Origin of the sequence: Pseudomonas sp. zfem005, assembly GCF_032621735.1 — a bacterium.
Lineage (GTDB): Bacteria > Pseudomonadota > Gammaproteobacteria > Pseudomonadales > Pseudomonadaceae > Metapseudomonas > Metapseudomonas solani.
Genome location: NZ_JAVYJE010000024.1, coordinates 1 through 22801, shown reverse-complemented (window position 1 = coordinate 22801; position 22801 = coordinate 1). Strand labels below are relative to the sequence as shown.

Annotated in this window: 19 protein-coding genes and 2 pseudogenes; 9 read left to right on the top strand and 12 right to left on the bottom strand. The window is 67.2% G+C overall.

Annotated features, from left to right (window positions below; translation table 11 throughout):
• Together RTW82_RS31490 and RTW82_RS31485 are read left to right on the top strand one after the other, a co-directional pair.
• A pseudogene (locus RTW82_RS31490) lies at positions 1-398 on the top strand (hypothetical protein); the annotation flags it as partial.
• 283 nt (positions 399-681) lie between these two features.
• Positions 682-2100, top strand: coding sequence for a short-chain fatty acid transporter (locus RTW82_RS31485; RefSeq protein WP_184489387.1), 1419 nt, complete (start codon positions 682-684; stop codon positions 2098-2100).
• Between the two features lie 177 nt (positions 2101-2277).
• Here the strand turns inward: RTW82_RS31485 and RTW82_RS31480 are convergent, their stop codons facing one another.
• The 6 genes from RTW82_RS31480 to RTW82_RS31455 form a co-directional block, all read right to left on the bottom strand.
• A complete protein-coding gene (locus RTW82_RS31480) occupies positions 2278-3183 on the bottom strand; it encodes a hydroxymethylglutaryl-CoA lyase (RefSeq protein WP_316927564.1) in 906 nt (301 codons plus the stop codon).
• Positions 3184-3327: 144 nt separating this feature from the next.
• Entirely contained in the window at positions 3328-5271 is a 1944-nt protein-coding gene (locus RTW82_RS31475; RefSeq protein WP_316927563.1) for an acetyl/propionyl/methylcrotonyl-CoA carboxylase subunit alpha, read from the bottom strand.
• A gap of 69 nt (positions 5272-5340) precedes the next feature.
• Positions 5341-6138, bottom strand: a complete 798-nt coding sequence (locus tag RTW82_RS31470) for a gamma-carboxygeranoyl-CoA hydratase (protein WP_316927562.1) — start codon at positions 6136-6138, stop codon at positions 5341-5343.
• Between the two features lie 91 nt (positions 6139-6229).
• Positions 6230-7837, bottom strand: a complete 1608-nt coding sequence (locus RTW82_RS31465; protein ID WP_316927561.1) for a carboxyl transferase domain-containing protein — start codon at positions 7835-7837, stop codon at positions 6230-6232.
• 93 nt (positions 7838-7930) lie between these two features.
• Positions 7931-9094 (bottom strand): isovaleryl-CoA dehydrogenase, encoded by a 1164-nt coding sequence (locus RTW82_RS31460; protein ID WP_316927560.1) that lies wholly within the window; start codon positions 9092-9094, stop codon positions 7931-7933.
• A gap of 43 nt (positions 9095-9137) precedes the next feature.
• Complete coding sequence (locus RTW82_RS31455; RefSeq protein WP_021218137.1) at positions 9138-9533, bottom strand: MerR family transcriptional regulator; 396 nt, start codon at positions 9531-9533, stop codon at positions 9138-9140.
• Positions 9534-9767: 234 nt separating this feature from the next.
• On the opposite strand from RTW82_RS31455, the gene RTW82_RS31450 reads away from it, so the two are divergent.
• The 5 genes from RTW82_RS31450 (at position 9768) to RTW82_RS31430 (ending at position 16352) form a co-directional block, all read left to right on the top strand.
• Positions 9768-11657, top strand: coding sequence for a sigma-54-dependent Fis family transcriptional regulator (locus tag RTW82_RS31450; protein ID WP_316927559.1), 1890 nt, complete (start codon positions 9768-9770; stop codon positions 11655-11657).
• A 127-nt stretch (positions 11658-11784) separates the two neighbouring features.
• Positions 11785-13512, top strand: coding sequence for an ABC transporter ATP-binding protein (locus tag RTW82_RS31445; RefSeq protein WP_316927558.1), 1728 nt, complete (start codon positions 11785-11787; stop codon positions 13510-13512).
• Positions 13502-14173 carry a peptidase S8 and S53 subtilisin kexin sedolisin gene (locus RTW82_RS31440; RefSeq protein ID WP_316927557.1) on the top strand — a complete coding sequence of 224 codons (672 nt, stop codon included), beginning with the start codon at positions 13502-13504 and terminating at the stop codon, positions 14171-14173. Before RTW82_RS31445 ends, RTW82_RS31440 begins: the two co-directional genes overlap by 11 nt.
• Positions 14166-15455 (top strand): NAD(P)/FAD-dependent oxidoreductase, encoded by a 1290-nt coding sequence (locus RTW82_RS31435; RefSeq protein ID WP_316927556.1) that lies wholly within the window; start codon positions 14166-14168, stop codon positions 15453-15455. The genes RTW82_RS31440 and RTW82_RS31435 overlap by 8 nt, the downstream gene beginning before the upstream one ends.
• Positions 15456-15536: 81 nt before the next feature.
• Complete coding sequence (locus RTW82_RS31430) at positions 15537-16352, top strand: protein phosphatase 2C domain-containing protein (protein ID WP_111264197.1); 816 nt, start codon at positions 15537-15539, stop codon at positions 16350-16352.
• A gap of 70 nt (positions 16353-16422) precedes the next feature.
• On the opposite strand, the pseudogene RTW82_RS31425 reads toward RTW82_RS31430, so the two are convergent.
• Positions 16423-16557: pseudogene (locus RTW82_RS31425) on the bottom strand (AraC family transcriptional regulator); the annotation flags it as partial.
• A 207-nt stretch (positions 16558-16764) separates the two neighbouring features.
• Complete coding sequence (locus tag RTW82_RS31420; RefSeq protein ID WP_316927555.1) at positions 16765-17223, bottom strand: Rrf2 family transcriptional regulator; 459 nt, start codon at positions 17221-17223, stop codon at positions 16765-16767.
• A gap of 161 nt (positions 17224-17384) precedes the next feature.
• Here RTW82_RS31420 and RTW82_RS31415 point away from each other — a divergent pair, with 161 nt between their 5' ends.
• Both RTW82_RS31415 and RTW82_RS31410 read left to right on the top strand, forming a co-directional pair.
• Entirely contained in the window at positions 17385-18275 is an 891-nt protein-coding gene (locus tag RTW82_RS31415; protein WP_316927554.1) for an NAD(P)/FAD-dependent oxidoreductase, read from the top strand.
• Positions 18276-18289: 14 nt separating this feature from the next.
• The gene (locus RTW82_RS31410; RefSeq protein WP_316927553.1) at positions 18290-18970 is read left to right on the top strand and encodes a class I SAM-dependent methyltransferase; all 681 of its coding nucleotides are present in this window, start codon (positions 18290-18292) and stop codon (positions 18968-18970) included.
• A gap of 92 nt (positions 18971-19062) precedes the next feature.
• On the opposite strand, the gene RTW82_RS31405 is transcribed toward RTW82_RS31410, so the two are convergent.
• The 4 genes from RTW82_RS31405 to RTW82_RS31390 all read right to left on the bottom strand — a co-directional run.
• Positions 19063-20271, bottom strand: coding sequence for a hypothetical protein (locus tag RTW82_RS31405; protein WP_316927552.1), 1209 nt, complete (start codon positions 20269-20271; stop codon positions 19063-19065).
• Between the two features lie 241 nt (positions 20272-20512).
• Positions 20513-20770, bottom strand: a complete 258-nt coding sequence (locus tag RTW82_RS31400) for a hypothetical protein (RefSeq protein WP_173180033.1) — start codon at positions 20768-20770, stop codon at positions 20513-20515.
• Positions 20771-21295: 525 nt separating this feature from the next.
• Complete coding sequence (locus RTW82_RS31395; protein ID WP_236209926.1) at positions 21296-21763, bottom strand: hypothetical protein; 468 nt, start codon at positions 21761-21763, stop codon at positions 21296-21298.
• 11 nt (positions 21764-21774) lie between these two features.
• Positions 21775-22801, bottom strand: a 1027-nt coding sequence (locus RTW82_RS31390) for an RHS repeat-associated core domain-containing protein (RefSeq protein WP_316927551.1), incomplete at its 5' end; no start/stop codon positions are given.

Here is a 22801-nt window from a genome sequence, read left to right as displayed (position 1 = left end):
TTCCGCCACCAAGCGCTGCCTGGAGAAGGCCGGCTGGAACCTCGGCGAGCTGGACCTGATCGAAGCCAACGAAGCCTTCGCCGCCCAGGCCCTGTCGGTGGGCAAGGAGCTGGGCTGGGACGCCGAGAAGGTCAACGTCAACGGCGGTGCTGGACCTGATCGAAGCCAACGAAGCCTTCGCCGCCCAGGCCCTGTCGGTGGGCAAGGAGCTGGGCTGGGACGCCGAGAAGGTCAACGTCAACGGCGGTGCCATCGCCATTGGCCACCCCATTGGCGCCTCCGGTTGCCGCGTGCTGGTGACCCTGCTGCACGAAATGATCAAGCGCGATGCGAAGAAGGGCCTGGCGACCCTGTGCATCGGCGGCGGGCAGGGCGTGGCCCTGGCCATCGAGCGTTAAGCCTCCAGTCGGGCCGAGGAACCCGGCCCGACGCATCACCCGGCCCAGCCTCCCGTGCTGGGCTCCGCTGCGCCCGGTGACGACCTCCGGATAGAGGCCGCGCCGGGAATTGCATCACGCACCGCACCGCTCACCGAGCGGGGCAAGACGCATTCCACGCCCTGGGCGTGGCGTCGTCGTTTCAGGCAAACAGGGGGCAAAGACCTCCGTGCTGGTTCCAACCCTTATCCGGTGCCCGGCCCCGGCCGTGCCATGCCGACAAGAATAAAAGTGAGGTAGACCGATGGTCACGCAACTCGAAGAAAGCCGTTCCGCCCGTTTCGCCATGCGCTGCTCAGCCTGGGCCGAGCGCTGGTTCCCCGACTCCTGGGTGTTCGCCGCACTCGCGGTATTGATCGTCACCGTCGCCGTGCTGGCCATGGGCGCGCCCGTCAGCTCCACGGCCAAGGCCTTCGGCGATGGGTTCTGGAGCCTGATCCCCTTCACCATGCAAATGGCCTTCGTGGTCATCGGCGGCTATGTGGTCGCCAGCTCCGGCCCGGCATCGCGGCTCATCGACCTGCTGGCGCGGGTGCCGAAGAACGGCCGCACCGCGGTGGCCTGGGTGGCGTTGATCTCCATGGTCGCCTCGCTGCTCAACTGGGGCCTGTCCCTGGTGTTCGGCGGCCTGCTGGTGCGCGCCCTGGCCCGTCGTGAAGACATCAAGATGGACTACCGCGCCGCCGGTGCCGCCGCCTACCTGGGCCTGGGCGCCGTCTGGGCCCTGGGGCTGTCGTCGTCGGCCGCGCAGCTGCAGGCCAACCCGGCCAGCCTGCCGCCGTCCATCCTCGCCATCACCGGCGTCATCCCCTTCACCGAGACCATCTTCCTCTGGCAGTCGGGCGTGTTGCTGCTGGCGCTGGTGCTGGTGTCCCTGGCCATCGCCTACATGACTGCGCCCAGCGCCGCCAGTGCCCGTGATGCCAAGGCCTGTGGCGTGGACCCGAGCTTCACCGCGCCGCCCCAGCCGAAGCCGACCCGCCCGGGCGAGTGGCTGGAGCACAGCCCGCTGCTGATCATCATGCTGGTGGTGCTGGCCGGCGGCTGGCTGGCCCAGGAGTTCGCCAGCAAGCCGGCGATCACTGCCATCTCCGGGCTCAATACCTACAACCTGTTGTTCATCATGGCCGGCGCGCTGCTGCACTGGCGCCCGCGCAGCTTCCTCGACGCCGTGGCCCGCGCCGTGCCCACCACCACCGGGGTGCTGATCCAGTTCCCGCTTTACGGCTCCATCGCCGCGATCATGACCACGGTGAACGGCGGCGACGGCCAGACCCTGGCGCACCACATCTCCACCTTCTTCGTGCAGATCGCTTCCCACGACACCTACGCGCTGCTGATGGGCGTGTACTCCGCCGTGCTGGGCTTCTTCATCCCCTCCGGTGGCGGCAAGTGGATCATCGAGGCGCCCTACGTGATGCAAGTGGCCAACGAGCTGCGCTACCACCTGGGCTGGTCGGTGCAGATCTACAACGCCGCCGAGGCGCTGCCGAACCTGATCAACCCCTTCTACATGCTGCCCCTGCTGGGCGTGCTGGGCCTGAAGGCGCGCGACCTGATCGGCTTCTCCTTCGTCCAGTTGCTGGTGCACATCCCGCTGGTGCTGGTGCTGCTGTGGGCGCTGGGCAGCACCCTGGAATACGTGCCGCCGGTCATGCCCTGACAGGGGAGAGGCGTAGAAGCGGTTTCAACCGCGAGGCTTTTGGGGAGCCCCCATCGCGAATGAATTCGCTCCTACGAGGAGAGAGCCGGTAGCCCGGGCTTCAGCCCGGGAGCGATGTTGGACAAGCCCCCGGACTGAAGTCCGGGCTACGACGGGTTGTGGTCGTGGGAGAGAGGATCAGCTGCGCTTCGCCAGGAGCGCGCGGGCGACGCGGGAGCCGTTTTCCTTGCCGAGCACGGCGCAGATGCGTTGGCCGGTGTCCACCAGGCGGTCCATGTCGATGCCGGTTTCGATGCCCATGCCGTTGAGCAGGTAGAGCAGGTCTTCGGTGGCGACGTTGCCGGTGGCACCCTTGGCATAGGGGCAGCCGCCGAGGCCGGCGACGGAGCTGTCGAACACCGCGATGCCTTCCAGCAGGCCGGCATGGACGTTGGCCACGGCCTGGCCGTAGGTGTCGTGGAAGTGCCCGGCGAGGCGTTCGCGCGGCACCTTGGCGCCCACCACTTCGAACAGGTGGCGGGTGGCGCCGGCGGTGCCGGTGCCGATGGTGTCGCCGAGGGAGACTTCGTAGCAGCCCATGGCGTCCAGCTGGGCGGCGATGGCGGCGACCTGCTCGGCCGGCACCTCGCCCTCGTAGGGGCAGCCCAGCACGCAGGAAATGTAGCCGCGCACGCGGATGCCGTTGGCCCGTGCCGCGTCCATCAGCGGCACGAAGCGTTCCAGGCTCTCGGCGATGGAGCAGTTGATGTTCTTCTGTGAGAAGGCCTCGGAGGCGGCGGCGAACACCGCCACTTCCTTCACCCCGGCCTCCAGGGCGGCCTCGAAGCCGCGCATGTTCGGCGCCAGGGCGGCGTAGGTGACGCCCGGGCGGTAGCTGATGCCGGCGAACACCTCGGCGCTGCCGGCCATCTGCGGCACCCACTTGGGCGAGACGAAGCTGCCCACCTCGATGTAGTCGAGGCCGGCGGCGGAGAGGTCGTCCACCAGGCGCACCTTGTCGGCCACGCTGATGGGTTGCTTCTCGTTCTGCAGGCCATCGCGGGGGCCGACTTCGACCAGGCGGACCTTCTTGGGAATCGTCATCGCGTCTTCTCTCTCATTCATCGGCGGTGCCGAGCCGGGTTCATCGCAATTCTTCCGTAGGATGGGTAGAGCCCCGCGAAACCCATCGCGGAGTTGATGAGTTTCGCTTCGCTCTACCCATCCTACGGACCTACGGAGGTGGGCTCACGCCTCTTCCAACTCCACCAGCGCGGTGCCTTCGGCGACCAGTTCGCCTTCGCTGCAGTACAGCGCCTTGACCGTACCGGCGTGGGGCGCGCGGATGCTGTGCTCCATCTTCATCGCCTCCAGCACCACCAGGGCGGTGCCGGCTTCCACGGCTTGGCCGGCTTCCACCAGGATGCGCACGATACTGCCGTTCATGGGCGCCGTCAGCCCTCCGTGGTGGGCGTGGGCGGCCTGGGCCTCGGCCACCGGGTCGACCTGCTCGACGCGTTGCAGCTCGCCGTCCCATTCCAGGTAGAGGACGTTGCCACGGCGGATCGCCAGGCGCTGGCAGGTGATGCCGTCCTGTTCCTGCCACAGGCGTTCGCCGTCCAGGCGCAGGGTGCTCGGCGCGGTGCCGCGCAGGCGCACCAGATGGCGTTCGTCGCCGCAGGCCAGGTGCAGGTCGGTTTCGCTGGGCAGGCCGGGACGCCAGCCGTCGTTGCGGCTCCAGGGCGAGTGCGGGTCGTCCTCGCGCAGGCGTGCGGCGCTGCCCTGGCGGAAGGCTTCGGCGGCGGCCTGCCAGAACAGCTCCGGGCGCGCGGCGGGGGCGGGCAGCAGCTGCTCCTGGTGGCGGGCGATGAAACCGGTGTCCAGCTCGGCGGCGGCGAAGGCGGGGTGGGCCAGCACGCGGCGGAGGAAGGCCAGGTTGGTGGCGAAGCCGCCCACGGCGGTTTCATCGAGCATGGCCAGCAGGCGCTGGCGGGCTTCCTCGCGGGTTTCACCCCAGGCGATCAGCTTGGCCAGCATCGGGTCGTAGAAGGGCGAGACCTCATCGCCCTCGGCGACGCCGCTGTCCACCCGGCGGCCGGGGCCGGCGGCGGGTTCGCGGTACAGGGCGAGGCGGCCGCTGGCGGGGAGGAAGTCCTGCTGCGGGTCTTCGGCGTAGAGGCGCACCTCGATGGCGTGGCCGTTCAGCGGCACCTGCTCCTGGGTGATGGGCAGCGCCTCGCCACGGGCGACGCGGATCTGCCAGGCCACCAGGTCCAGGCCGGTGATGGCCTCGGTGACCGGGTGCTCCACCTGCAGGCGGGTGTTCATCTCCATGAAGAAGAAGTCGCCGCGCTCGTCGAGGAGGAATTCCACGGTGCCGGCACCGACATAGCCGATGGCCTGGGCGGCGCGCACGGCGGCTTCGCCCATGGCGCGGCGCAGCTCCGGCGACAGGCCGGGAGCGGGGGCTTCCTCGACCACCTTCTGGTGGCGGCGCTGGATCGAGCAATCGCGCTCGTTGAGGTACAGGCAGTGGCCGTGGCGGTCGGCGAACACCTGGATTTCCACGTGGCGCGGCTTGAGCACGTACTTCTCTACCAGCATGCGCGCGTCGCCAAAGGCCGACTTGGCTTCACGCTGGGCGGAGGCCAGGGCTTCGCCCAGCTCGGCCTCGCGCTCCACCACCTTCATGCCCTTGCCGCCACCGCCGGCGGCGGCCTTGAGCAGAACCGGGTAGCCGATGCGCTCGGCGGCGGTGCGGAAGGTCTCCAGGTTCTGGGCCTCGCCGTGGTAGCCGGGCACCAGGGGCACGCCGGCTTCCTCCATCAGCGCCTTGGCGGCGGACTTGCTGCCCATGGCGTCGATGGCGCTGGCCGGCGGGCCGAGGAACACCAGGCCGGCGGCCTCGATGGCACGGGCGAAGGCGGCGTTCTCGGAGAGGAAGCCGTAGCCCGGGTGGATGGCCTGGGCACCGCTGGCCTGGGCGGCGGCGATGATGCGCTCGGCCAGCAGGTAGCTTTCCGAGGGCTTGGCGCCCCCCAGGTTCACCGCCATGTCCGCCTCGCGCACGTGGCGGGCGTGGCGATCGATTTCACTGTGCACGGCCACGGTGGTCAGGCCCAGGGCCTTGGCGGTGCGCATCACCCGGCAGGCGATTTCGCCACGGTTGGCGATCAGCAAGGTTGTAATCATTGTTCTGCTCCTTTGGCGAGCTGGGGCTAGTGCTGGCTGCGACTGCTTCCAGCTTCGGGCTTCCAGCTTCTAGCTGTTCGTCTGCCAACTCGGCTTGCGCTTCTCCAGGAAGGCCGTGAGCCCTTCCTGCCCCTCGGTGCTGACGCGGATGCGGGCGATGGCGTTCTCGGTGTAGCGGCGCAGGTTGGGGCTGAGGGCACCGCTGCCGACTTCGCGCATCAGCTCCTTGCTCACGCGCATGGCCTGGGGGCTGTTCAGCAGCAGGTTGGCGGTCCAGTCCTGCACCGCCTGTTCCAGTTCCTCCACCGGGTAGCACTCGGCGAGCAGGCCCAGTTCGCGGGCGCGCTCGCCGCTGAAGCGTTCGGCGGTGAGGGCGTAGCGGCGCGCTGCACGCTCGCCGATGGCCTGGACCACGAAGGGGCTGATCACCGCCGGGGCCAGGCCGATGCGCACCTCGGACAGGGAGAACTGCGCGTCGCTGGCACCGATGGCCATGTCGCAGCAGCTGATCAGGCCCAGGGCGCCGCCGAAGGCCGCGCCCTGCACCACGGCGAGGGTCGGCACCTTGAGCTGGTAGAGGTTGTACATCAGCTCGGCCAGCTCGCGGGAGTCGTCCAGGTTGGCGTTGTAATCGAGGCGCGCGGACTCCTGCATCCAGGCGAGATCCGCGCCGGCGGAGAAGTGCCGGCCCCGGCCGCGCAGCATCAGGAAGCGCACGTTGGCGGCGCTCTTGACGGTTTCGATGGCAAGGATCAGCTCGCGGATCATGCCGGCGTTGAAGGCGTTGTTCTTCTCCGGGCGGTTGAGCCAGAGGGTGGCGACGCCGTTGTCGGCGAACTCCAGTTGCAGGGTGTCGAAGTCGGTCATGGGGTTCCCCAGCTGCACGTTTCAAGCGGCAAGCTGCAAGTGCGAGCCGCGCCCCTTGGGGCTTGCGGCTTGCAGCTTGCGGCTGGTTTTTTCACATCCGGAACACGCCGAAGGTGGTCGGCTCGATCGGCGCGTTGAGCGCGCTGGAGATCGCCATGGCGAGCACCTCGCGGGTCTGCGCCGGGTCGATCACGCCGTCGTCCCAGAGCCGCGCGCTGGAGTAGTAGGGGTGCCCCTGGCGCTCGTACTGGTCGAGGATCGGCTGCTTGAGGCGGGCCTCCTCCTCGGCGCTGAACACCTGCCCGGCGCGTTCGCTCTGCTCGCGCTTGACCTGGGCCAGCACCCCGGCGGCCTGCTCGGCGCCCATCACGCCGATGCGCGCGTTGGGCCACATCCACAGGAAGCGCGGGTCGTAGGCGCGGCCGCACATGCCGTAGTTACCGGCGCCGAAGCTGCCGCCGATGATCACGGTGAACTTGGGCACCCTGGCGCAGGCCACGGCGGTGACCAGCTTGGCGCCGTGCTTGGCGATGCCGCCGGCCTCGTACTTCTGGCCGACCATGAAGCCGGTGATGTTCTGCAAGAACAGCAGCGGGATGCCGCGCTGGCAGGCCAGTTCGATGAAGTGCGCGCCTTTTTGCGCGGCCTCGGCGAAGAGGATGCCGTTGTTGGCGAGGATGGCGATCGGGTAGCCGTTGAGATGGGCGAAGCCGCACACCAGGGTGGTGCCGAACAGGGCCTTGAATTCATCGAACTCGGAGCCGTCCACCAGGCGCGCGATCACTTCGCGCACGTCGAAGGGTTGCTTGGCGTCCGCCGGGATCACCCCGTACAGCTCTTCCGCCGCATAGCGTGGCAGCAGCGGCTGGCGGTGGTTGAGCTGGCCGAGCTTGCGCCAGTTGAGGTTGGCGATGCTGCGCCGGGCCAGGGCCAGGGCGTGGGCGTCGTCCTCGGCGTAGTGGTCGGCGACGCCGGAGGTCTTGCAGTGCACGTCGGCACCGCCCAGGTCCTCGGCGCTCACCACCTCGCCGGTGGCGGCCTTCACCAGCGGCGGGCCGGCGAGGAAGATGGTGGCCTGGTTGCGCACCATGATGGTTTCGTCGCTCATCGCCGGCACGTAGGCGCCGCCGGCGGTGCACGAGCCCATGACCACGGCTATCTGCGGGATGCCGAGGGCGCTCATGTTGGCCTGGTTGAAGAAGATGCGGCCGAAGTGCTCGCGGTCGGGGAAGACCTCGTCCTGGCGCGGCAGGTTGGCGCCGCCGGAGTCCACCAGGTAGATGCAGGGCAGGCGGTTCTCGCGGGCGATGGCCTGGGCGCGCAGGTGCTTCTTCACCGTCAGCGGGTAGTAGGAGCCGCCTTTCACCGTGGCGTCGTTGGCCACGATCATGCATTCGACGCCTTCCACGCGGCCGATGCCGGCCACCACGCCGGCGGCGGGTACGTCCTCGCCATACACCTCGTGGGCGGCCAGCTGGCCGATCTCGAGGAAGGGCGAGCCGGGGTCGAGCAGGCGGTTGATGCGCTCGCGCGGCAGCAGCTTGCCGCGCGAGGTGTGGCGTTCCTGGGCCTTGGCACCGCCGCCTTCATGGACGCGCGCCAGCAGCTCGCGCAGCGCGTCGACCTGCTCGCCCATGGCCGCGGCGTTGGCGGCGAATTCGGGGGAGCGCGGATTCAGCTGTGTAGTGAGAATGGTCATTCGGGGCTCCGCGGGCTTGAAGCCGGAAGCTGGAGGCTGGAAGAGGGCAGTGCATGCGTCCGGCTTCCAGCTTCTGGCTTCCAGCTAGTTCGTTTACTTGGTTTCGTTGAACAGCTCGCGCCCGATCAGCATGCGGCGGATTTCGCTGGTGCCGGCGCCGATCTCGTAGAGCTTGGCGTCGCGCAGCATGCGGCCGGCGGGGAATTCGTTGATGTAGCCGTTGCCGCCGAGGATCTGGATCGCGTCCAGGGCCATCTGGGTGGCGCGCTCGGCGGTGTAGAGGATCACCCCCGCGGCGTCCTTGCGGGTGGTCTCGCCACGGTCGCAGGCTTGGGCCACGGCGTAGAGGTAGGCACGGCTGGCGTTGAGCTGGGTGTACATGTCGGCGACCTTGCCCTGGATCAGCTGGAACTCGCCGATGCTCTGGCCGAACTGCTTGCGGTCGTGGATGTAGGGCACCACCACGTCCATGCACGCTTGCATGATCCCGGTGGGGCCGCCGGAGAGCACCACGCGCTCGTAGTCGAGGCCGCTCATCAGCACCCGGACGCCGCCGTTGAGCACGCCGAGGATGTTCTCCTCCGGCACTTCCACGTCATCGAAGAACAGCTCGCAGGTGTTGGAGCCGCGCATGCCGAGCTTGTCGAACTTGTTGCTGCGGGAGAACCCCTTCCAGTCGCGCTCGACGATGAAGGCGGTGATGCCGTGTGGGCCCTTCTCCAGGTCGGTCTTGGCGTAGATCACGTAGGTGTTGGCGTCGGGGCCGTTGGTGATCCAGGTCTTGCTGCCGTTGAGCACGAAGCGGTCGCCCTTGCGGTCGGCGCGCAGCTTCATGGAGACCACGTCGGAGCCGGCGTTGGGCTCGCTCATGGCCAGGGCGCCGACGTGCTCGCCGCTGATCAGCTTGGGCAGGTACTTGTGCTTCTGCTCGGCGTTGCCGTTGCGGTTGATCTGGTTGACGCAGAGGTTGGAGTGGGCGCCGTAGGAGAGGGCGACCGAAGCGGAGCCGCGGCTGATCTCCTCCATGGCCACCACGTGGGCCAGGTAGCCCAGGCCCGCGCCGCCGAATTCCTCGGGCACGGTGACGCCGAGCAGGCCCATCTCGCCGAACTTCTTCCACATGTCCATGGGGAAGGCGTTTTCGCTGTCCACCTGGGCCGCGCGGGGCGCCAGTTCGGCGGCGACGAAGGCTTGCACCTGCTCGCGCAGCATGTCGATGGTGTCGCCGAGGGCGAAGTTCAGGCTCGGGTAAGTCATGGTTCCACCTGTGCTTGTGATTGTCGGGAAACGGGTTGTCGGGTCAGGCGCTGGCGCCCTGTTTCTTGGTTTCGGCGAGGGCGGCCAGGCAGCGTTCCTCGGCGGTGTCCAGCTCCAGTTGCATCTGCTGGATGTCGAGCAGTTGCTGTTCCAGCTGCGCGCGGCGGGCGGCGATCTTCTCCATGAAGGTCTCCAGCTGCTTGCGGTTGCCGCTGCTCGGGTCGTAGAGGTCGATCAGCTCCTTGCACTCGGCGAGGGAGAAGCCGATGCGCTTGCCGCGCAGGATCAGCTTCAGCGCCACCAGGTCCTTGGGGCTGTAGATGCGTTCCTGGCCCCGGCGTTCGGGGAAGAGCATCTCCTGCTCCTCGTAGAAGCGGATGGCGCGGGTGGTCACATCCAGTTCGCGGGCGAGGTCGGAAATGCTGTAGGTCTTGGACATGGAAACGGGCTCGGCTGTGTTTACCTTTACGTTAACGTAAACCTGTGCGAACCTGCCTGTCAACGCTCGCCACGGTCGTTCCGCTGGCCTCTTCTGGCGCGAAGATTGCTCGCCATGCCAACGGACGACACGACTCTTTACTGCGCCGAAAGGCGGGTGTAGACATTCTGGGCGACCCTGCCGCCAACCCCCTCCACAGGGGCCAGGCGAGGAGGGCGCTGGAGTACGAATGACATGCGAATAACAAGAAATGACGATGTCCTGCGGCAATCCCGCCTCGCCCGCCTGCGTTTGCAGAACGAAGGCGACCTCCCTGATGGCGTGCTGCGCGAGGAGATCGACGCCTCCTGGCGGCGCAGCCTCGGTCACGGGCTCGACTGCCTGGAAGGCGACGGCGCGGGCATCGAGCAGCTGCGCGACCTCGACCTGCTGCTGGCGGGCAACCGCCTGCTGATCGACGCCGCCACCCCCGAACTCGAATACCTGGTGCGCCAGCAGGGGCAGGGCGGCCTGGTGATACTCGGCGACGCCCAGGCCAACGTCCTGGCCATCGAAGGGCAGACCGACGCCCTGCAGCTCGCCGGCCTGCGCGACCTGCGCCCGGGCAGTTGCTGGAGCGAATCCCTGCGCGGCACCAACGCCCTGGGCACCGCCGTGGTCGAGGGCCGGCCGACCCTGATCAACAGCGGCGAGCATTACCTGGACCGCCTCAGCCGCTTCGCCTGCACCTCGGTGCCGCTCAAGGACCCCCACGGCCGCGTGGTCGGCGTCATCGACCTGACCCGCGAAGGCCACCTCGCCGAGCCCCGCGACAGCTTCGCCACGCTGCTGCTGGCGGCCGGCAATATCGAGAGCCGCCTGTTCGGCCTCAGCTACCCCCAGCACCTGGTGCTGGCCTTCCATTCACGCCCGCAATACCTCGGCTCCGCCTGGCACGGCCTGCTGGCCCTGAGCCTGGACGGCGAGTTGCTGGCCGCCAACGACCAGGCCTGCAACCTGCTGCGGGTGGAGCGCCAGGCGCTGCTGGGGCACCGCTGCGAGGAGCTGCTCGGCGCCCGCGCCTCGGGCTTCCTCGCGCGCCTGCTGCAAGGCGGCGTGGGCAGCGTGCAGACCCCGCGCGGCGAGTTCTTCTTCCGTGCCCTGCACCTGCCCCGGCACATCGGTGTTGCCCCGGTGGCACCGGCCAGGCCGACCGCCACGCCCGCGCCGGAGCTGGAAGCCCTGGCCGGCGGCAATGCGCGCCTGGCTCGGGCCTTGCGCATGGCTCGCCAGGGGCTGGCCGGCGAGCTGCCGGTGCTGCTGCTGGGCGAAACCGGCACCGGCAAGGAGGTGGTCGCCCGTGCCTTGCACCAGGCCAGTGCACGGGCGGGCAAGCCTTTCGTCGCGGTGAACTGCGCGGCGATCCCCGAAGGGCTGATCGAATCCGAACTCTTCGGCTACCGCGAGGGCGCCTTCACCGGCTCGCGCAAGGGCGGCATGGTCGGCCGGGTGATGCAGGCCCAGGGCGGCACGCTGTTCCTCGACGAGATCGGCGACATGCCCCTGGCCCTGCAGGCGCGCCTGCTGCGCGTGCTGCAGGAGCGCCGCGTCGCACCGCTGGGCGCGGGCGAGGAGCAGGAGCTGGATATCGCCGTGATCTGCGCCACCCACCGCGACCTGCCGCGCCTGGTGCAGGGCGGGCAGTTCCGCGAAGACCTCTACTACCGCGTCAATGGCGTGAGCCTGCGCCTGCCGTCGCTGCGTGAGCGCGATGACCTGGCCACCCTCATCGCCGAGGTGCTGGCGCGCCTCGGCGAACCCGGCATGAGCCTGGACAAGGACCTGGCCGAACTGCTCACCGGCTACGACTGGCCGGGCAATATCCGCCAACTGGAAATGGTGCTGCGCTCGGCCCTGGCCATGCGCGAGCCCGGCGAACGGACGCTGGGCCTGGACCACCTCACCGACAGCCTGCTGGACGAGCTGACCAGCAGCCGTCGCCAGCCCGGAAGCATCCGCGAGAACGAGCTGGAGTTGATCCGCAGCGCCCTGGAGCGCCACCAGGGCAATGTCTCCGCTGCCGCCGACGCCCTGGGCATCAGCCGCGCGACGCTGTATCGCAAGCTGAAGCAGCTCAGGGGATGAGTTCCATGCAGGAGCATATTGTTCTTGTAGGGGCGAATTCATTCGCCAAGGGCAACGTAGTTGCCCCGTTGGCAGCCCTCCGGCCTGCTGGGCGAATGAATTCGCCCCTACAGTGTTTCTGTGCCTCATGACCCGCCTCCTGCTCAAACTCGTCGACGCCAGCGACCCCGACCTGCTGCGCCGTGCCCTGGCCTGGCTCTACGGCTTCGTCCGCCCCCACGGGCGGGCCATCGCCGCGCTGCTGGGGCTGTCCCTCTGCGCCAGCCTCCTGGTGCTGGCGCAGCCCTGGCTGACCAAGACGCTGATCGACGACGGCCTGCTGGCCCGGGACTTCGGCACCCTGGTGCAGGTGGCCCTGGCGATGATCCTGGTCGGCCTGCTCGGCACGGCACTGTCGGGCATCAACCGCTACCTGCACACGCGGCTCTCGGGGCGCATCCTCTTCGCCCTGCGTGACGACCTCTACCGCCACCTGCAGCGCCTGTCGCCGGCCTTCTTCGGGCGCAAGCGCCTGGGCGACATCCTTTCCCGGCTCGATGGCGACGTGGCGGAGATCCAGCGCTTCGCCGTGGACTCGCTGTTCTCCGCCGTCTCCAGCGTCATCGGCCTGGTCGGCGCGGTGGCGCTGATGCTCATGCTGTCCTGGCAGCTGTCGCTGCTGCTGGCGCTGCTGATCCCCATCGAGGTGCTCTGGCTGCGCTGGATGCGACGCAAGGTGGAGCGCGAGGTGCGCAGCCTGCGCGAGCGTTCGGCGGATGTGTCGTCCTTCCTGGTGGAAACCCTGCCGGCGATGAAATTCATCCAGGCCGCCGGTGCCCAGCAGCGCGAAGCGCGGCGCCTGGAAGGCTTGGGGCAGGGCTACATGCGCCAACTGCTGCGGGTGCAGGTCACCGAGTTCTTCACCCATGCGGTGCCCGGCACGCTCACCTCGCTGTCCCGCGCCTGCGCCTTTCTCATCGGCGGCTACTGGGTGATCCAGGGCACCTGGCAACTGGGCGCGCTGATCGCCTTCTCCACCTACCTGGGCATGGCCGTGGGGCCGGTGCAGAGCCTGCTGGGCTTGTACGTCGCGTTGCAGCGGATGACCGTCAGCCTCGGCCGGGTGATGGAGCTGCAGCAGGAACCGGTCACGGTGCGCCAGAGCGACGCGCCGCAGCCGATGCCGGAAGGCTATGGCGCGCTGCGCCTGGAGGGCGTGCACTTCGCCCACGAACAGCGTGCCGGCGCGCTACTCGATGGCGTGGACGCGAGCATTCCCGCCGGCCTCAAGGTCGCCATCAGCGGGGCGTCGGGCGTCGGCAAGTCCACCCTGATCGACCTGCTGCAACGCTTCTACGACCCGGACCGGGGCCGCATCCTGCTGGACGGCGCCGACCTGCGCGAACTGGACCTGCTCGAGCTGCGCCGGCGCATCGCCGTGGTCAGCCAGGACATCGTGCTGTTCCGCGGCACCCTGGCGGAGAACCTCGCCTACGCCGCCCCCGATGCCAGCCGCGAGGCCATCGAACAGGTGGCGCGGCTGGCCCGCCTCGATGGCCTGATCGCGTCCCTGCCCCTGGGGCTGGAGAACCCCCTGGGCGAGCGTGGCCAGCAGCTTTCCGGTGGGCAGAAGCAGCGCATCGCCATCGCCCGCGCGCTGTTGCAGGACCCGCTGATCCTGGTGCTGGACGAGGCCACCTCGGCGGTGGACGAAGCCACCGAGCGCGACGTGATCGCCGCCATCGACCAGCTCTTCGCCGGGCGCACGCGCATCCTCATCAGCCACCGTGCCTCCACCCTGGCCGAAGCCGATCTCGCCTTCCGCATGGAGCAGGGCCGCCTGCAGCACCTGGAGCCGGTGAGCCATGGGCACTGAGCTGGCCATCGGCATCATCGACAGCGGCTTCGCTCCCGAGCAGGTCGCGCGGGTGACGCTGGCCCGACGCTTCTGGCTGGAGGGCGGCGAGCTGCAGGAAGGCGAGGCGCAGCCCGATGCCCTCGGCCACGGTCCCCTGGTGCTGGATGCCATCGGCCCGCCCAGCGCGCCGGCGCGCATCTGCATGGCGCAGGTCTTCGGCGAGCGTTGGCAGACCAGCCCGTTGCAGGTCGCCGCCGCCCTGTATTGGCTGGCGGAACAGGGCGTGGCGTTGATCAACATGAGCCTCGGCCTGCGCAATGACCGCCCCGTGCTGCGCGAAGCCTGCGCGCTGGTGCAGAGCGCCGGTGTGCTGCTCTGCGCCTCCAGCCCCGCCCAGGGCGCGGCGGTGTATCCGGCCGGCTACCCGGGGGTGATCCGCATCACCGGTGATGCCCGTTGCGCGCCCGGGCAGTGGTCCTGGCTGAACAGCCCCCAGGCCGATTTCGGTGCCCATGTCCGCGCCGCCAATGGCGCGGCCGGCGCCAGCATGGCCTGCGCTGCGCTGAGCGGAACCATTGCGGCCTACCTGCGCGAGCACCCTGGCGCCGGCCGCGAGGCGGTGTTGCGCTGGCTGCACGACGGTGCCGCCTTCACCGGGCCGGAGCGTCGCCATGGCTGAGGTCGTCGTGCTCGGCGCCGGCCCGGCGGGCGCTGCGGTCGCCCTGGGGCTGAAACGGCTGGGCTACCCGGTGCGGGTGGTCAGCGAGTGGCGGCGTTTCGCGGCGCTGGAGGGCGTGTCGCAACGGGTGCTCGAAGGCCTGCGTCACGCCGGGCTCACCCGTGCACGGGCCTGTGCCGATGCGCCGTCCGCTCGGCGGGTTGCCTGGGGCGCCGGCAGCCAATCGATCAACCGCGAATGCCTGCTGGATCGCCCGCGCTTCGATGCGGCGCTGCGCGAGGACCTGGCCGCTGCCGGCATCGCGGTGCAGGAAGCGCGGGTGCTGCGGGTCGAGGCGCTGGAGCGGGGGCACCTCGTGCATCTCGACGGCGGCGAGCCGCTGCGTGCGGATTTCCTGGTGGAAGCCCGAGGTCGCCAGGCACCGCTGGCGGGGGGGCGCCTGCGTGGGCCGGAAACCCTCAGCCTGCTCAATACCTGGCGCGAAGCACCGGGCCAGCCGGGCTCGGCGCTGGAAAGCCTGGCCGACGGCTGGGCCTGGATGGCACGGCGGGAGGACGGGCGCTGCTACTGGCAGATCACCCTGGACGCCCGCGACCTGCCGCCCAAGGAGCAACTGCCGGCCTGGTGCGCACAGCGCCGCAGTGAGTCTGCCCTGGCGCGCGAACTGTTCGGCGAGGTTGCGTTGCAGCCGGCCGACCTGCATGCCCGCAGCAGCACCGCGATTCTCTTCAACGAGGCCAGCGGCGTGGACTGGCTGCGCGTGGGCGATGCCGCCATGGCGGTGGACCCGCTTTCGGGCAATGGCATCTTCCAGTCCCTGTCCTCCGCGCTGCAGGCGCCGGCGGTGATCAACACCCTGCTGCAACGGCCCGAGCGCGCCGGCTTGGCGCAGCGCTTCCACCAGCGGCGGGTGGAGCAATCGTTCCTGCGCTTCGCCCGCACCGGTCGTGATTTCTACGCCCTGGAGCGGCGCTGGGCGGAGCAGCCGTTCTGGCGCGAACGCAGTGCCTGGCCGGATGCCGAGCCGCTGCACGTGCCAGCCGATGTGGGCCAGCTGCGGGTCGAGCGTGGGCCCGTCATCCAGGGCGATTTGATCGAGGAGCGCGAAGTGGTCGTCACCGCCGACCAGCCCCTGGGCATCTGGCACCTGGACGGCATCGCACTCGCGCCCATCGTCCGGGCGCTGCATGGCGGCCGGCTCTCCGAGGCCCTGGCGGAGCAGGCGCCCGAGGCGCGGCGCAAGCTCCAGGGCTGGCTCCTGGCCCAGGGGTATCGGCCCTGATTCGTCCGTTTCCTGCCCTGTTCGGAATGACCGAAGGCTAGAATGCGACGCTGATTCAGCCTGGCCATTGAAGGGACCTCCATGCATTTCGACCTGATCCAGACCCTCAGCCTCGCGGGCAAGAACTCGGTTCCGAACGACGACCGCATCGGCAGCGCCGAGCAGCATGCCTGGGTCATCGACGGCGCCACCGACCTCGGCGAACCGGGGCTCATGGGCGAGCGCGGTGGCGCGGCCTGGCTGGCCGGCTCGGCGCATCGCGCATTCGCCGGTGCCTCGGGCCCGCTGGCGGAACTGTGCAACGGGGTGTTCGACCGCGTCGCCACGGACTATGCGCGTGACCGCCAGCGCGAGCCGGTCGCCCACTGGGAGTTGCCCCGCGCCTCGCTCGCCGCCGTGGCCATCGAGGGCGAAAGCCTCGCCTGCGGCCATCTCGGCGACTGCGTCGTCATCCACCGCAGCGCCAGCGGCGTCGCCTTCCTCACCCCCGAGCCGAACCGCGACACCGAACAGGCCGAAGCCGCGGCCCTGGGCCCGGGCACCGGTGCCGACAACGTGCGCAGCGCCCACGTGCTGGCCGACCGCCGCGCCGCCCGCGAACGCCCGAAGGCGGTGCTGAGCGTCGACGCCGAGCAGGCGAAGGCGGGCATGCACTACGCCCGCGCGCCGCTGGCCAGGGGTGACGACCTGCTGCTGATGACCGATGGCTTCGCCGCGCTGTTCGACACCTACCGCCACTACGACGCCGCCACCCTGGTGGCCCGCGTGCTCGAGAGCGGCCTGCTGCCCCTGGCCGCCGAGCTGCGGCGCATCGAGCTCGAAGACGCCGCCTGCCTGCGCTATCCGCGCTTCAAGGCCAGCGACGATGCCTCGGTGATCTGGTTGCGGGTGGGGTAGGGCCGAGGTGCCCGCGTAGGGGGGGAAACCCGCGATGTTCCCGTGCTCAGGGTGTCGGGTTGCACCCGACCTACGGGGCTTGGCTGCGACGCACCACCGGCACCCACACCTCCACGAACCCCGTCCCCTCCATCGGCTCGAAATCGGCGCTGTATCGCTCGAACTCCGGGGCGTCGGCGAAGGCGTACCCGGACTCCGGCAGCCATTTGTTGAAGACGGGGCGACGTTAGCAGGGGAGCAAAGGGGGGATTTGATCGTTCTTGCGGGCTGCCGGGCTGGCGCGATTTCAACTATGAGACCTCGGTGCCGGGCAACTCGCGAATGAATTCGCTCCCACACAGGAGCATGGACGTAGGAGCGAGCTCTGCTCGCGAAGGGCGACTGAAGTCGCCCCTACAGGGACGGCGCGGAATTACTCCTCATGCCGCCCTTCGATCCCCCAGCCGCTCACCTTGCACAGCACGTCGAAGTCGCGGGCCAGCTCCGCCAGGGTGATGGCGCCGAGACGGTCGATGAGCAGGGCCTCGGCCTGGTTCAGGGCGTCTTCCAGGGCGGCGTTGACCACGCGCTCGACGGCGCATTCCGGGGTTTCGTTCTCGATGCCGATGGCGAAGATCCTCGGGCCGCCGACGGCATTGTGGATGTCCAGCAGGGTGATGGTTTCGAGATCCCCGGCCAGCGTCCAGCCACCGCCGTGGCCTTTCTCGGAGCTTACGTAGCCGGCCTGTCGCAGGCCGGCCATGGTGCGGCGGACGACCACTGGGTTGGTGTCCAGCATCCGGGCGATCTGCTCCGAGGTGAAGGGCTGGTCGTGGCGGGCCATGTGCAGCAGCACGTGGAGCATGCGGGAGAGCCTGCTGTCCTTTCTCATCGAGTTGCCTCTGTTGCGGCTTGCGTCAGGTGGAATGAATGACGCCACTTTATAAGTTGCGTGATAAAAAATCCTCGCTCTATCATGTAGCTCTAAAAGTTTCATGACTTTCGGCCGGCCGACTGAGTTGGCTCCGGGCGAGCAGAAGAGGAGTGGCAGCGATGCAGTACGACGTGATCATCATCGGTGGCAGCTATGCGGGCCTGTCGGCGGCCATGCCCCTGGCGCGGGCACGCCGGCGCATCCTGGTGGTGGACGAGGGGCTGCGGCGCAACCGCTTCGCCGCGCATTCCCATGGCTTCCTGACCCAGGACGGCAATGACCCGGCCGCCATCGCCCGGTTGGGGCGCGAGCAAGTGATGGCCTACGAAACGGTCGACTGGCTGACCGGCAAGGCCGTCGCCGCTGCGCTGACGGAGCGGGGCTTGCGTGTCGACATCGAAGGTGCGGAGCCGCGTGAGGCGCGGCGGATCATCTTCGCTGGCGGGGTGGTGGATCAGCTGCCCGAGATTCCCGGCTTGGCCGAGCGTTGGGGCAACCGGGTGTTCCATTGTCCGTACTGCCACGGCTACGAGCTGCAGCAGGGGCGGATCGGCGTCATCGCCACGTCTGCCATGTCCATGCACCTGGCGCTGCTGCTGCCGGATTGGGGCCGCACGACGCTGTTCCTCAACGAGGCTTTCGAGCCCGACCCGGAGCAACTGGCCACGCTCGCCGCGCGCGGCGTGACACTGGAGCGCGAGCCTGTGCAACGCATTGATGGTGAGCTGGATGTGGTGCTGCACGACGGGCGGGTGATCAGCCTGGATGGCCTGTTCGTGCCCACCCGCATCGATGTCGCCAGCGCGCTGCCGCAGATGCTGGGCTGCGAGTTCGACGAGGGCTTCTACGGGCGGATCATCCGCACCGATGCCATGAAGGCGACCAGTGTGAAGGGCGTCTACGCCTGTGGCGACGCAGCGCGGATGGGCGGCTCGGTGCCCCTGGCGGTGGGCGACGGGACCTTGGCCGGTGCCGCCGCGCATCAGTCACTGATCTTCGACAGCCACTGATGGTGGAGGCGCCCATGCAAGCGTTTTCCGACCCGCAGGCCGTCGCCCGCTACGCGGAGGGGCCTGTCCGCCAGGTGCCCGGGTTCCATGCCTTGCAGCGGATGGCGAGCATTCTGCTGGCCGAGCGGGTGCCTGCGCAGGGCCGGGTGCTGGTGCTCGGCGCCGGCGGCGGCCTGGAGCTGAAGGTATTCGCCGAGGCGCAGCCCGGCTGGCGCTTCGTCGGGGTGGACCCGTCGGCGGAAATGCTCGCCCTGGCCCGCCAGACCCTGGGCGATCTTGAGGCGCGCGTGGACCTGCACGAGGGGTATATCGAATCGACTTCCCTTGAGCCCTTCGACGGCGCCACCTGCCTGCTCACGCTGCACTTCCTGCCGGAGGCGGAGCGCCTGCGCACGCTCCGGGAGCTGCTGCTGCGCCTGAAGCCCGGCGCGCCGCTGGTGGTCGCCCACCACAGCGTTGCGCAACCGCTTGAAGAACGTACGCGCTGGCTTAGGCGCTACGCGGCCTTCGCCACGGCTTCCGGCGTCCCTGCGGCTCAGGCCGGGAGTGCGATCGCGGCCATCAGCGAGCGGTTGCCGCTGTTCTCGCCCGAGCAGGATGAGGCGCTGCTTCGCCAGGCCGGTTTCGAGGGGGTGGAGCTGTTCTACGCCGGCTTCACCTTCAGGGGCTGGGTGGGGTATCGGCCGGGTTGGTAGGCCGATCCGGCGAGCACCGGAGTGGAGTCGCTGGCAGCCGAAAAAAAGCCCGCTCCACGGAGCGGGCTCGTTGCATGGCCGAAGGCGCCGACTCAGCCGATCAGGGTATAGCCGAAGGGGTTGTGGCGCAGGTCGCCGAGCTTGTAGCCGAAGTCGGGGCGCTTCTTGTAGGGAGTGAGCGGCTCGCTGGCTTCCTCCAGGCCGAAGGTCGCCAGGAAGGCCTTCTCGAAGCGCGCGACCGAGTCGATCTGCTCCTGCTCCGACGGCTCCGCATCCTCGCCGAAGGCGATCACGAAGTCCGGCAGCCCCAGGTTCTGCATGCCGCAGGTGTAGAGCTTGTCGTCGTCGCTGATGGGCTTGCGCACGAACATCTTGTACAGGGCCAGCAGCATGGCCTTCTGGTCGCGCTGCTCCACCGCGTCGGTCATCTGGGTGATCAGCTCGCGCCAGCGCACGAGGCCATGGGCGAGGCCGGCGGTCTCGATCTTGGCGGCGGTGATCATGCCCTTGTCGATCAGGTTGCCCAGGCAGCGGGCCGTCACCATCGAGACCGAGATGCGCGTCCGCTCGGAGAAGATGTTGCGCACGATGAAGTAGGCGGAGGCGGTGTGGTTCTCGATGTTCTCCCAGTCCTGGTCGGTCATCGAGGGCTCGGTGCGGTCCATGCAGGCCGAGTAGGAGCGGAGCATGCGGTCGTCGTTCACCAGTTCGCTGAACTCCGGGTCCAGGCGATAGGTGTCGACGAAGGCTGCGGCGGCCATTTCCTCGAACTCCGACTTCAGCGCATCGAAGGACTCCATGTTGCCCAGCACGTTGAGAATCATCGCCGGCGGCAGGCTGGCCTTGATGTTGGTCAGCTGCTCGTCCTTGGCGGCGATGTAGGCCTCCAGCGCCTCGAAGTGCTTCACGGCGCTTTCCTGGATCGCCGCGCTCTGCTCGGCGATGGGGAAGGTATCGAGCGTGTCCTCGCCCTCTGCATCCACCTCGACGGGCTGGTAGCGCACCTCGTACTCGCGGGTCTCGTGGTCCACCAGCTTGAAGATGTAGTGGCGGTGGTCGCTGTGCCCGTTCCTGGCGGCCGGGCTGTCGAAATTCTCCACCGCGACGCGGATGCGGTGCTGGTCGAACACGACGAACGCCTCCGTCTCCTCGCCATCGTCAAGTTCGAGGGTCACCCACTCATCGTTGTCATTGCCTTCGATGTACGCGTGGAAGTGCTCTTCCACGTACTCCGAGTTCAGCAGGGCCTGGATGCGGTCGTAATCGATTGCGGCGAGAGCGGGGCTCGGGGCGTTGGCCATGGTGCGTCCTGTCGGGCTCATTCCATCGGCTGCCGGCGGCAGCGGATGGGGGGGGGATGGGGTTGTACTTGAGGCCGCGATTATCGGGGGAGCTGGGGAGGGAATTCTGTGAGAGAGGCCTGAATCCGTGGAGGAGGGGAGGCCGGTGGTCGGCGGCCGGGTTTGTTGGGAGCGGTTATTTGCCAGGGGCAACGTCGTTGCCCCTGGCGATCCCTTCATAGGGAATAGATCAGGGCCCCGGCTATTTACCCGGCAACTGCGCCAACTCTGCCAGTTTGCAGAAGTCTTCATAGTTGTTACGCGACAGATGGACCATCGCGTCCATCAAGGCCCCTTCCCGGTACCGGCTGAGGTAGGAGTAGTCGGCGCCGTCGCGCAAGGCCGCGAAATCCAGGAGCAACTCCGCCATCACCTGGGTGGTGTGCAGTCGCGTGTCGAGGTGGTCGACCAGCTGCTGGATGCGTTGCTCTTTGTAATCGATCAAAGGGGCGCTGTTCATGCCGAGACCTCCTTTGTGGATACGTGGAGGGGATGAGCGGGGTCGTAGATAGCGAGTGGGAACTGTACGTCATGCATGGTGGAGCTCCAGTGATAAGAGGGAAAGCCACCAGTGTTTCGGGCTGTCAAACCCGACCACGGGATTTACCGTGGTCGGGGCAGGATAGGGAGGCGAGGGGCAGAGGGCAAGGAGCGGAGCAGGCTATTTCAAGCAGGCTGGCGCAGGTAGTGACTTCGCAGTAAACCGACTATTTCAGTTGCCAGTTTATCGTAATCAAATCTATAACCGGTCAAGGCATTGATCGCCTTGAATCCGCACCGAAGCTTTAGTGCAGTTGCGCGGTGGTTGGTTATTGTCGCTGAAAACGAAACAGAGTGCGTCCTGATAACTATACTCCGTGAGGGGTGAAGTAATGGCTCTCCACTACCTGATCAAGACCGCCGCACATTGCTAATAATTAGTGATGTGCGGCGGTATAAGTGCAGTTAGCATTTTTTTGGAGCGATTAGTAAGGCGTGTCTTTTACTAGATTGGCTCTGAAAAAACCAAAACCAGATGTTTGTCAGGAGTAGGGATGATTACGTATGAGCAATTGTTTTCTAAAATAACTGATTTCAAAAAGAAACATTTACCCATGGTTGGATCGCAAACTCTATATATCCCTTCAATTATTTTCCAGCGCACATATTCTACTAGGCTCTCTAGGTCAGAGGTGTTACCACTCTCAGTGATGAGAGTATTCTCCAAGAAACCATGCAGGTAAGTTTCAAGCCATGGCTCTATATGCTCTATCACTTGTGGCTCATCAAAAACATGGCTGCTTTCGACCAACTCAAACTCACCATCCCCTAGAAATTTACGTAAAGACTCGACTAGGTCATCAGTGTTAAGCTCGAGAACCATAGCGCCAGATGAGTATTTTCCAGATCCGCAAATTGTTGAAAGTGCAGAAAGGAATCCATCCAGCCATAAGTATTCTTTATCAGTATGCATTCATTGGTATCCTAGTTAGCGCTTCCACACTCTGCAGGGTCGCCACAACGTGACCTATACGCGCGCTCTAAAGCTCCAAGTGTTTCCCTCAAAATCCTTATTCTTGTAACGTGACCGACATAATTCATCGTGCCTCGCTCTGCTGGATTAAGGTCTCCGCGTCGCCATTCAATTGTTTTTCTAAGATTATGGATTGCCCTCTTAAGAGCTTCACAGTCATGCATGGGAGGAAAATTTCCCATTTTAATAATCCTATTCTCTTCACCGTGTGAAATAGGGTTAGGTGTGGTTTGTCGGCCTTTATAAACCGCATTCTGGTCCCGACTCTCCCTCTCTCTGCCTGAGCTGCCTCCTCCCTCGCCCCACTCACCTAGGGTCGAATCACTCTGATGCCCTGTTGAGCCTGCCGCTGTTCCAGCAATTATTCCTGCTACCGCATTGCCAGCGGCTTGACTCATTGCTGATAAACCATAGTAGTCAACCGATATAAGCGGATTCCCCCCCACATAACCATAAGTATTCAGCCCCCCATCCAACCCAATCGGATCACTCTCCACATACCGGCCCGTCTCCGGATCGTAATCCCTGAAGTAGTTGTAGTAGAGCGCACTGTGCGCATCGGCGACTTGCCCGGGGAAGCGCAGGATCACATCGATATTGCCGCCATAGGTATTGGGCTGCCCTACACCAAAGGCATCGCTCTGCCAGCTCCACACCAGGCTGCCGCCCTGGTTGGTGGCCAGGCGTGGGGTGTTGAGGTGGTCGCTGTGCAGGTAGGTGAGGGTGGTGCTGGCGATGGTGGTGCCGGCGGCGTCGTAGCTCAGGTCGATCTGGGCGATGGGCAGGCTGTCGAGCCAGACGTAGTAGCTGGCTTTGCTCTTCTTGCCGCTGCTGGTGTAGCGCACCTGGCCGAGCACCTGGCCATCCGGGCCGTAGAGGTAGGTGTAGGGCGTGTGTGCGGTGCCTTGCAGCACGTCTTTCAGCACGCGCTGGCCGAGGGCGTTGTAGGCGTAGTTGGCGATGGGGGTACCGGCTTCG

Bases quoted from the DNA above. Each gene is read 5' to 3' on its own strand.
- RTW82_RS31485 (WP_184489387.1), top strand. From the start codon at position 682: ATGGTCACGCAACTCGAAGAAAGCCGTTCCGCCCGTTTCGCCATGCGC.
- RTW82_RS31480 (WP_316927564.1), bottom strand. From the start codon at position 3,183: ATGACGATTCCCAAGAAGGTCCGCCTGGTCGAAGTCGGCCCCCGCGAT.
- RTW82_RS31475 (WP_316927563.1), bottom strand. From the start codon at position 5,271: ATGATTACAACCTTGCTGATCGCCAACCGTGGCGAAATCGCCTGCCGG.
- RTW82_RS31470 (WP_316927562.1), bottom strand. From the start codon at position 6,138: ATGACCGACTTCGACACCCTGCAACTGGAGTTCGCCGACAACGGCGTC.
- RTW82_RS31465 (WP_316927561.1), bottom strand. From the start codon at position 7,837: ATGACCATTCTCACTACACAGCTGAATCCGCGCTCCCCCGAATTCGCC.
- RTW82_RS31460 (WP_316927560.1), bottom strand. From the start codon at position 9,094: ATGACTTACCCGAGCCTGAACTTCGCCCTCGGCGACACCATCGACATG.
- RTW82_RS31455 (WP_021218137.1), bottom strand. From the start codon at position 9,533: ATGTCCAAGACCTACAGCATTTCCGACCTCGCCCGCGAACTGGATGTG.
- RTW82_RS31450 (WP_316927559.1), top strand. From the start codon at position 9,768: ATGCGAATAACAAGAAATGACGATGTCCTGCGGCAATCCCGCCTCGCC.
- RTW82_RS31445 (WP_316927558.1), top strand. From the start codon at position 11,785: ATGACCCGCCTCCTGCTCAAACTCGTCGACGCCAGCGACCCCGACCTG.
- RTW82_RS31440 (WP_316927557.1), top strand. From the start codon at position 13,502: ATGGGCACTGAGCTGGCCATCGGCATCATCGACAGCGGCTTCGCTCCC.
- RTW82_RS31435 (WP_316927556.1), top strand. From the start codon at position 14,166: ATGGCTGAGGTCGTCGTGCTCGGCGCCGGCCCGGCGGGCGCTGCGGTC.
- RTW82_RS31430 (WP_111264197.1), top strand. From the start codon at position 15,537: ATGCATTTCGACCTGATCCAGACCCTCAGCCTCGCGGGCAAGAACTCG.
- RTW82_RS31420 (WP_316927555.1), bottom strand. From the start codon at position 17,223: ATGAGAAAGGACAGCAGGCTCTCCCGCATGCTCCACGTGCTGCTGCAC.
- RTW82_RS31415 (WP_316927554.1), top strand. From the start codon at position 17,385: ATGCAGTACGACGTGATCATCATCGGTGGCAGCTATGCGGGCCTGTCG.
- RTW82_RS31410 (WP_316927553.1), top strand. From the start codon at position 18,290: ATGCAAGCGTTTTCCGACCCGCAGGCCGTCGCCCGCTACGCGGAGGGG.
- RTW82_RS31405 (WP_316927552.1), bottom strand. From the start codon at position 20,271: ATGGCCAACGCCCCGAGCCCCGCTCTCGCCGCAATCGATTACGACCGC.
- RTW82_RS31400 (WP_173180033.1), bottom strand. From the start codon at position 20,770: ATGAACAGCGCCCCTTTGATCGATTACAAAGAGCAACGCATCCAGCAG.
- RTW82_RS31395 (WP_236209926.1), bottom strand. From the start codon at position 21,763: ATGCATACTGATAAAGAATACTTATGGCTGGATGGATTCCTTTCTGCA.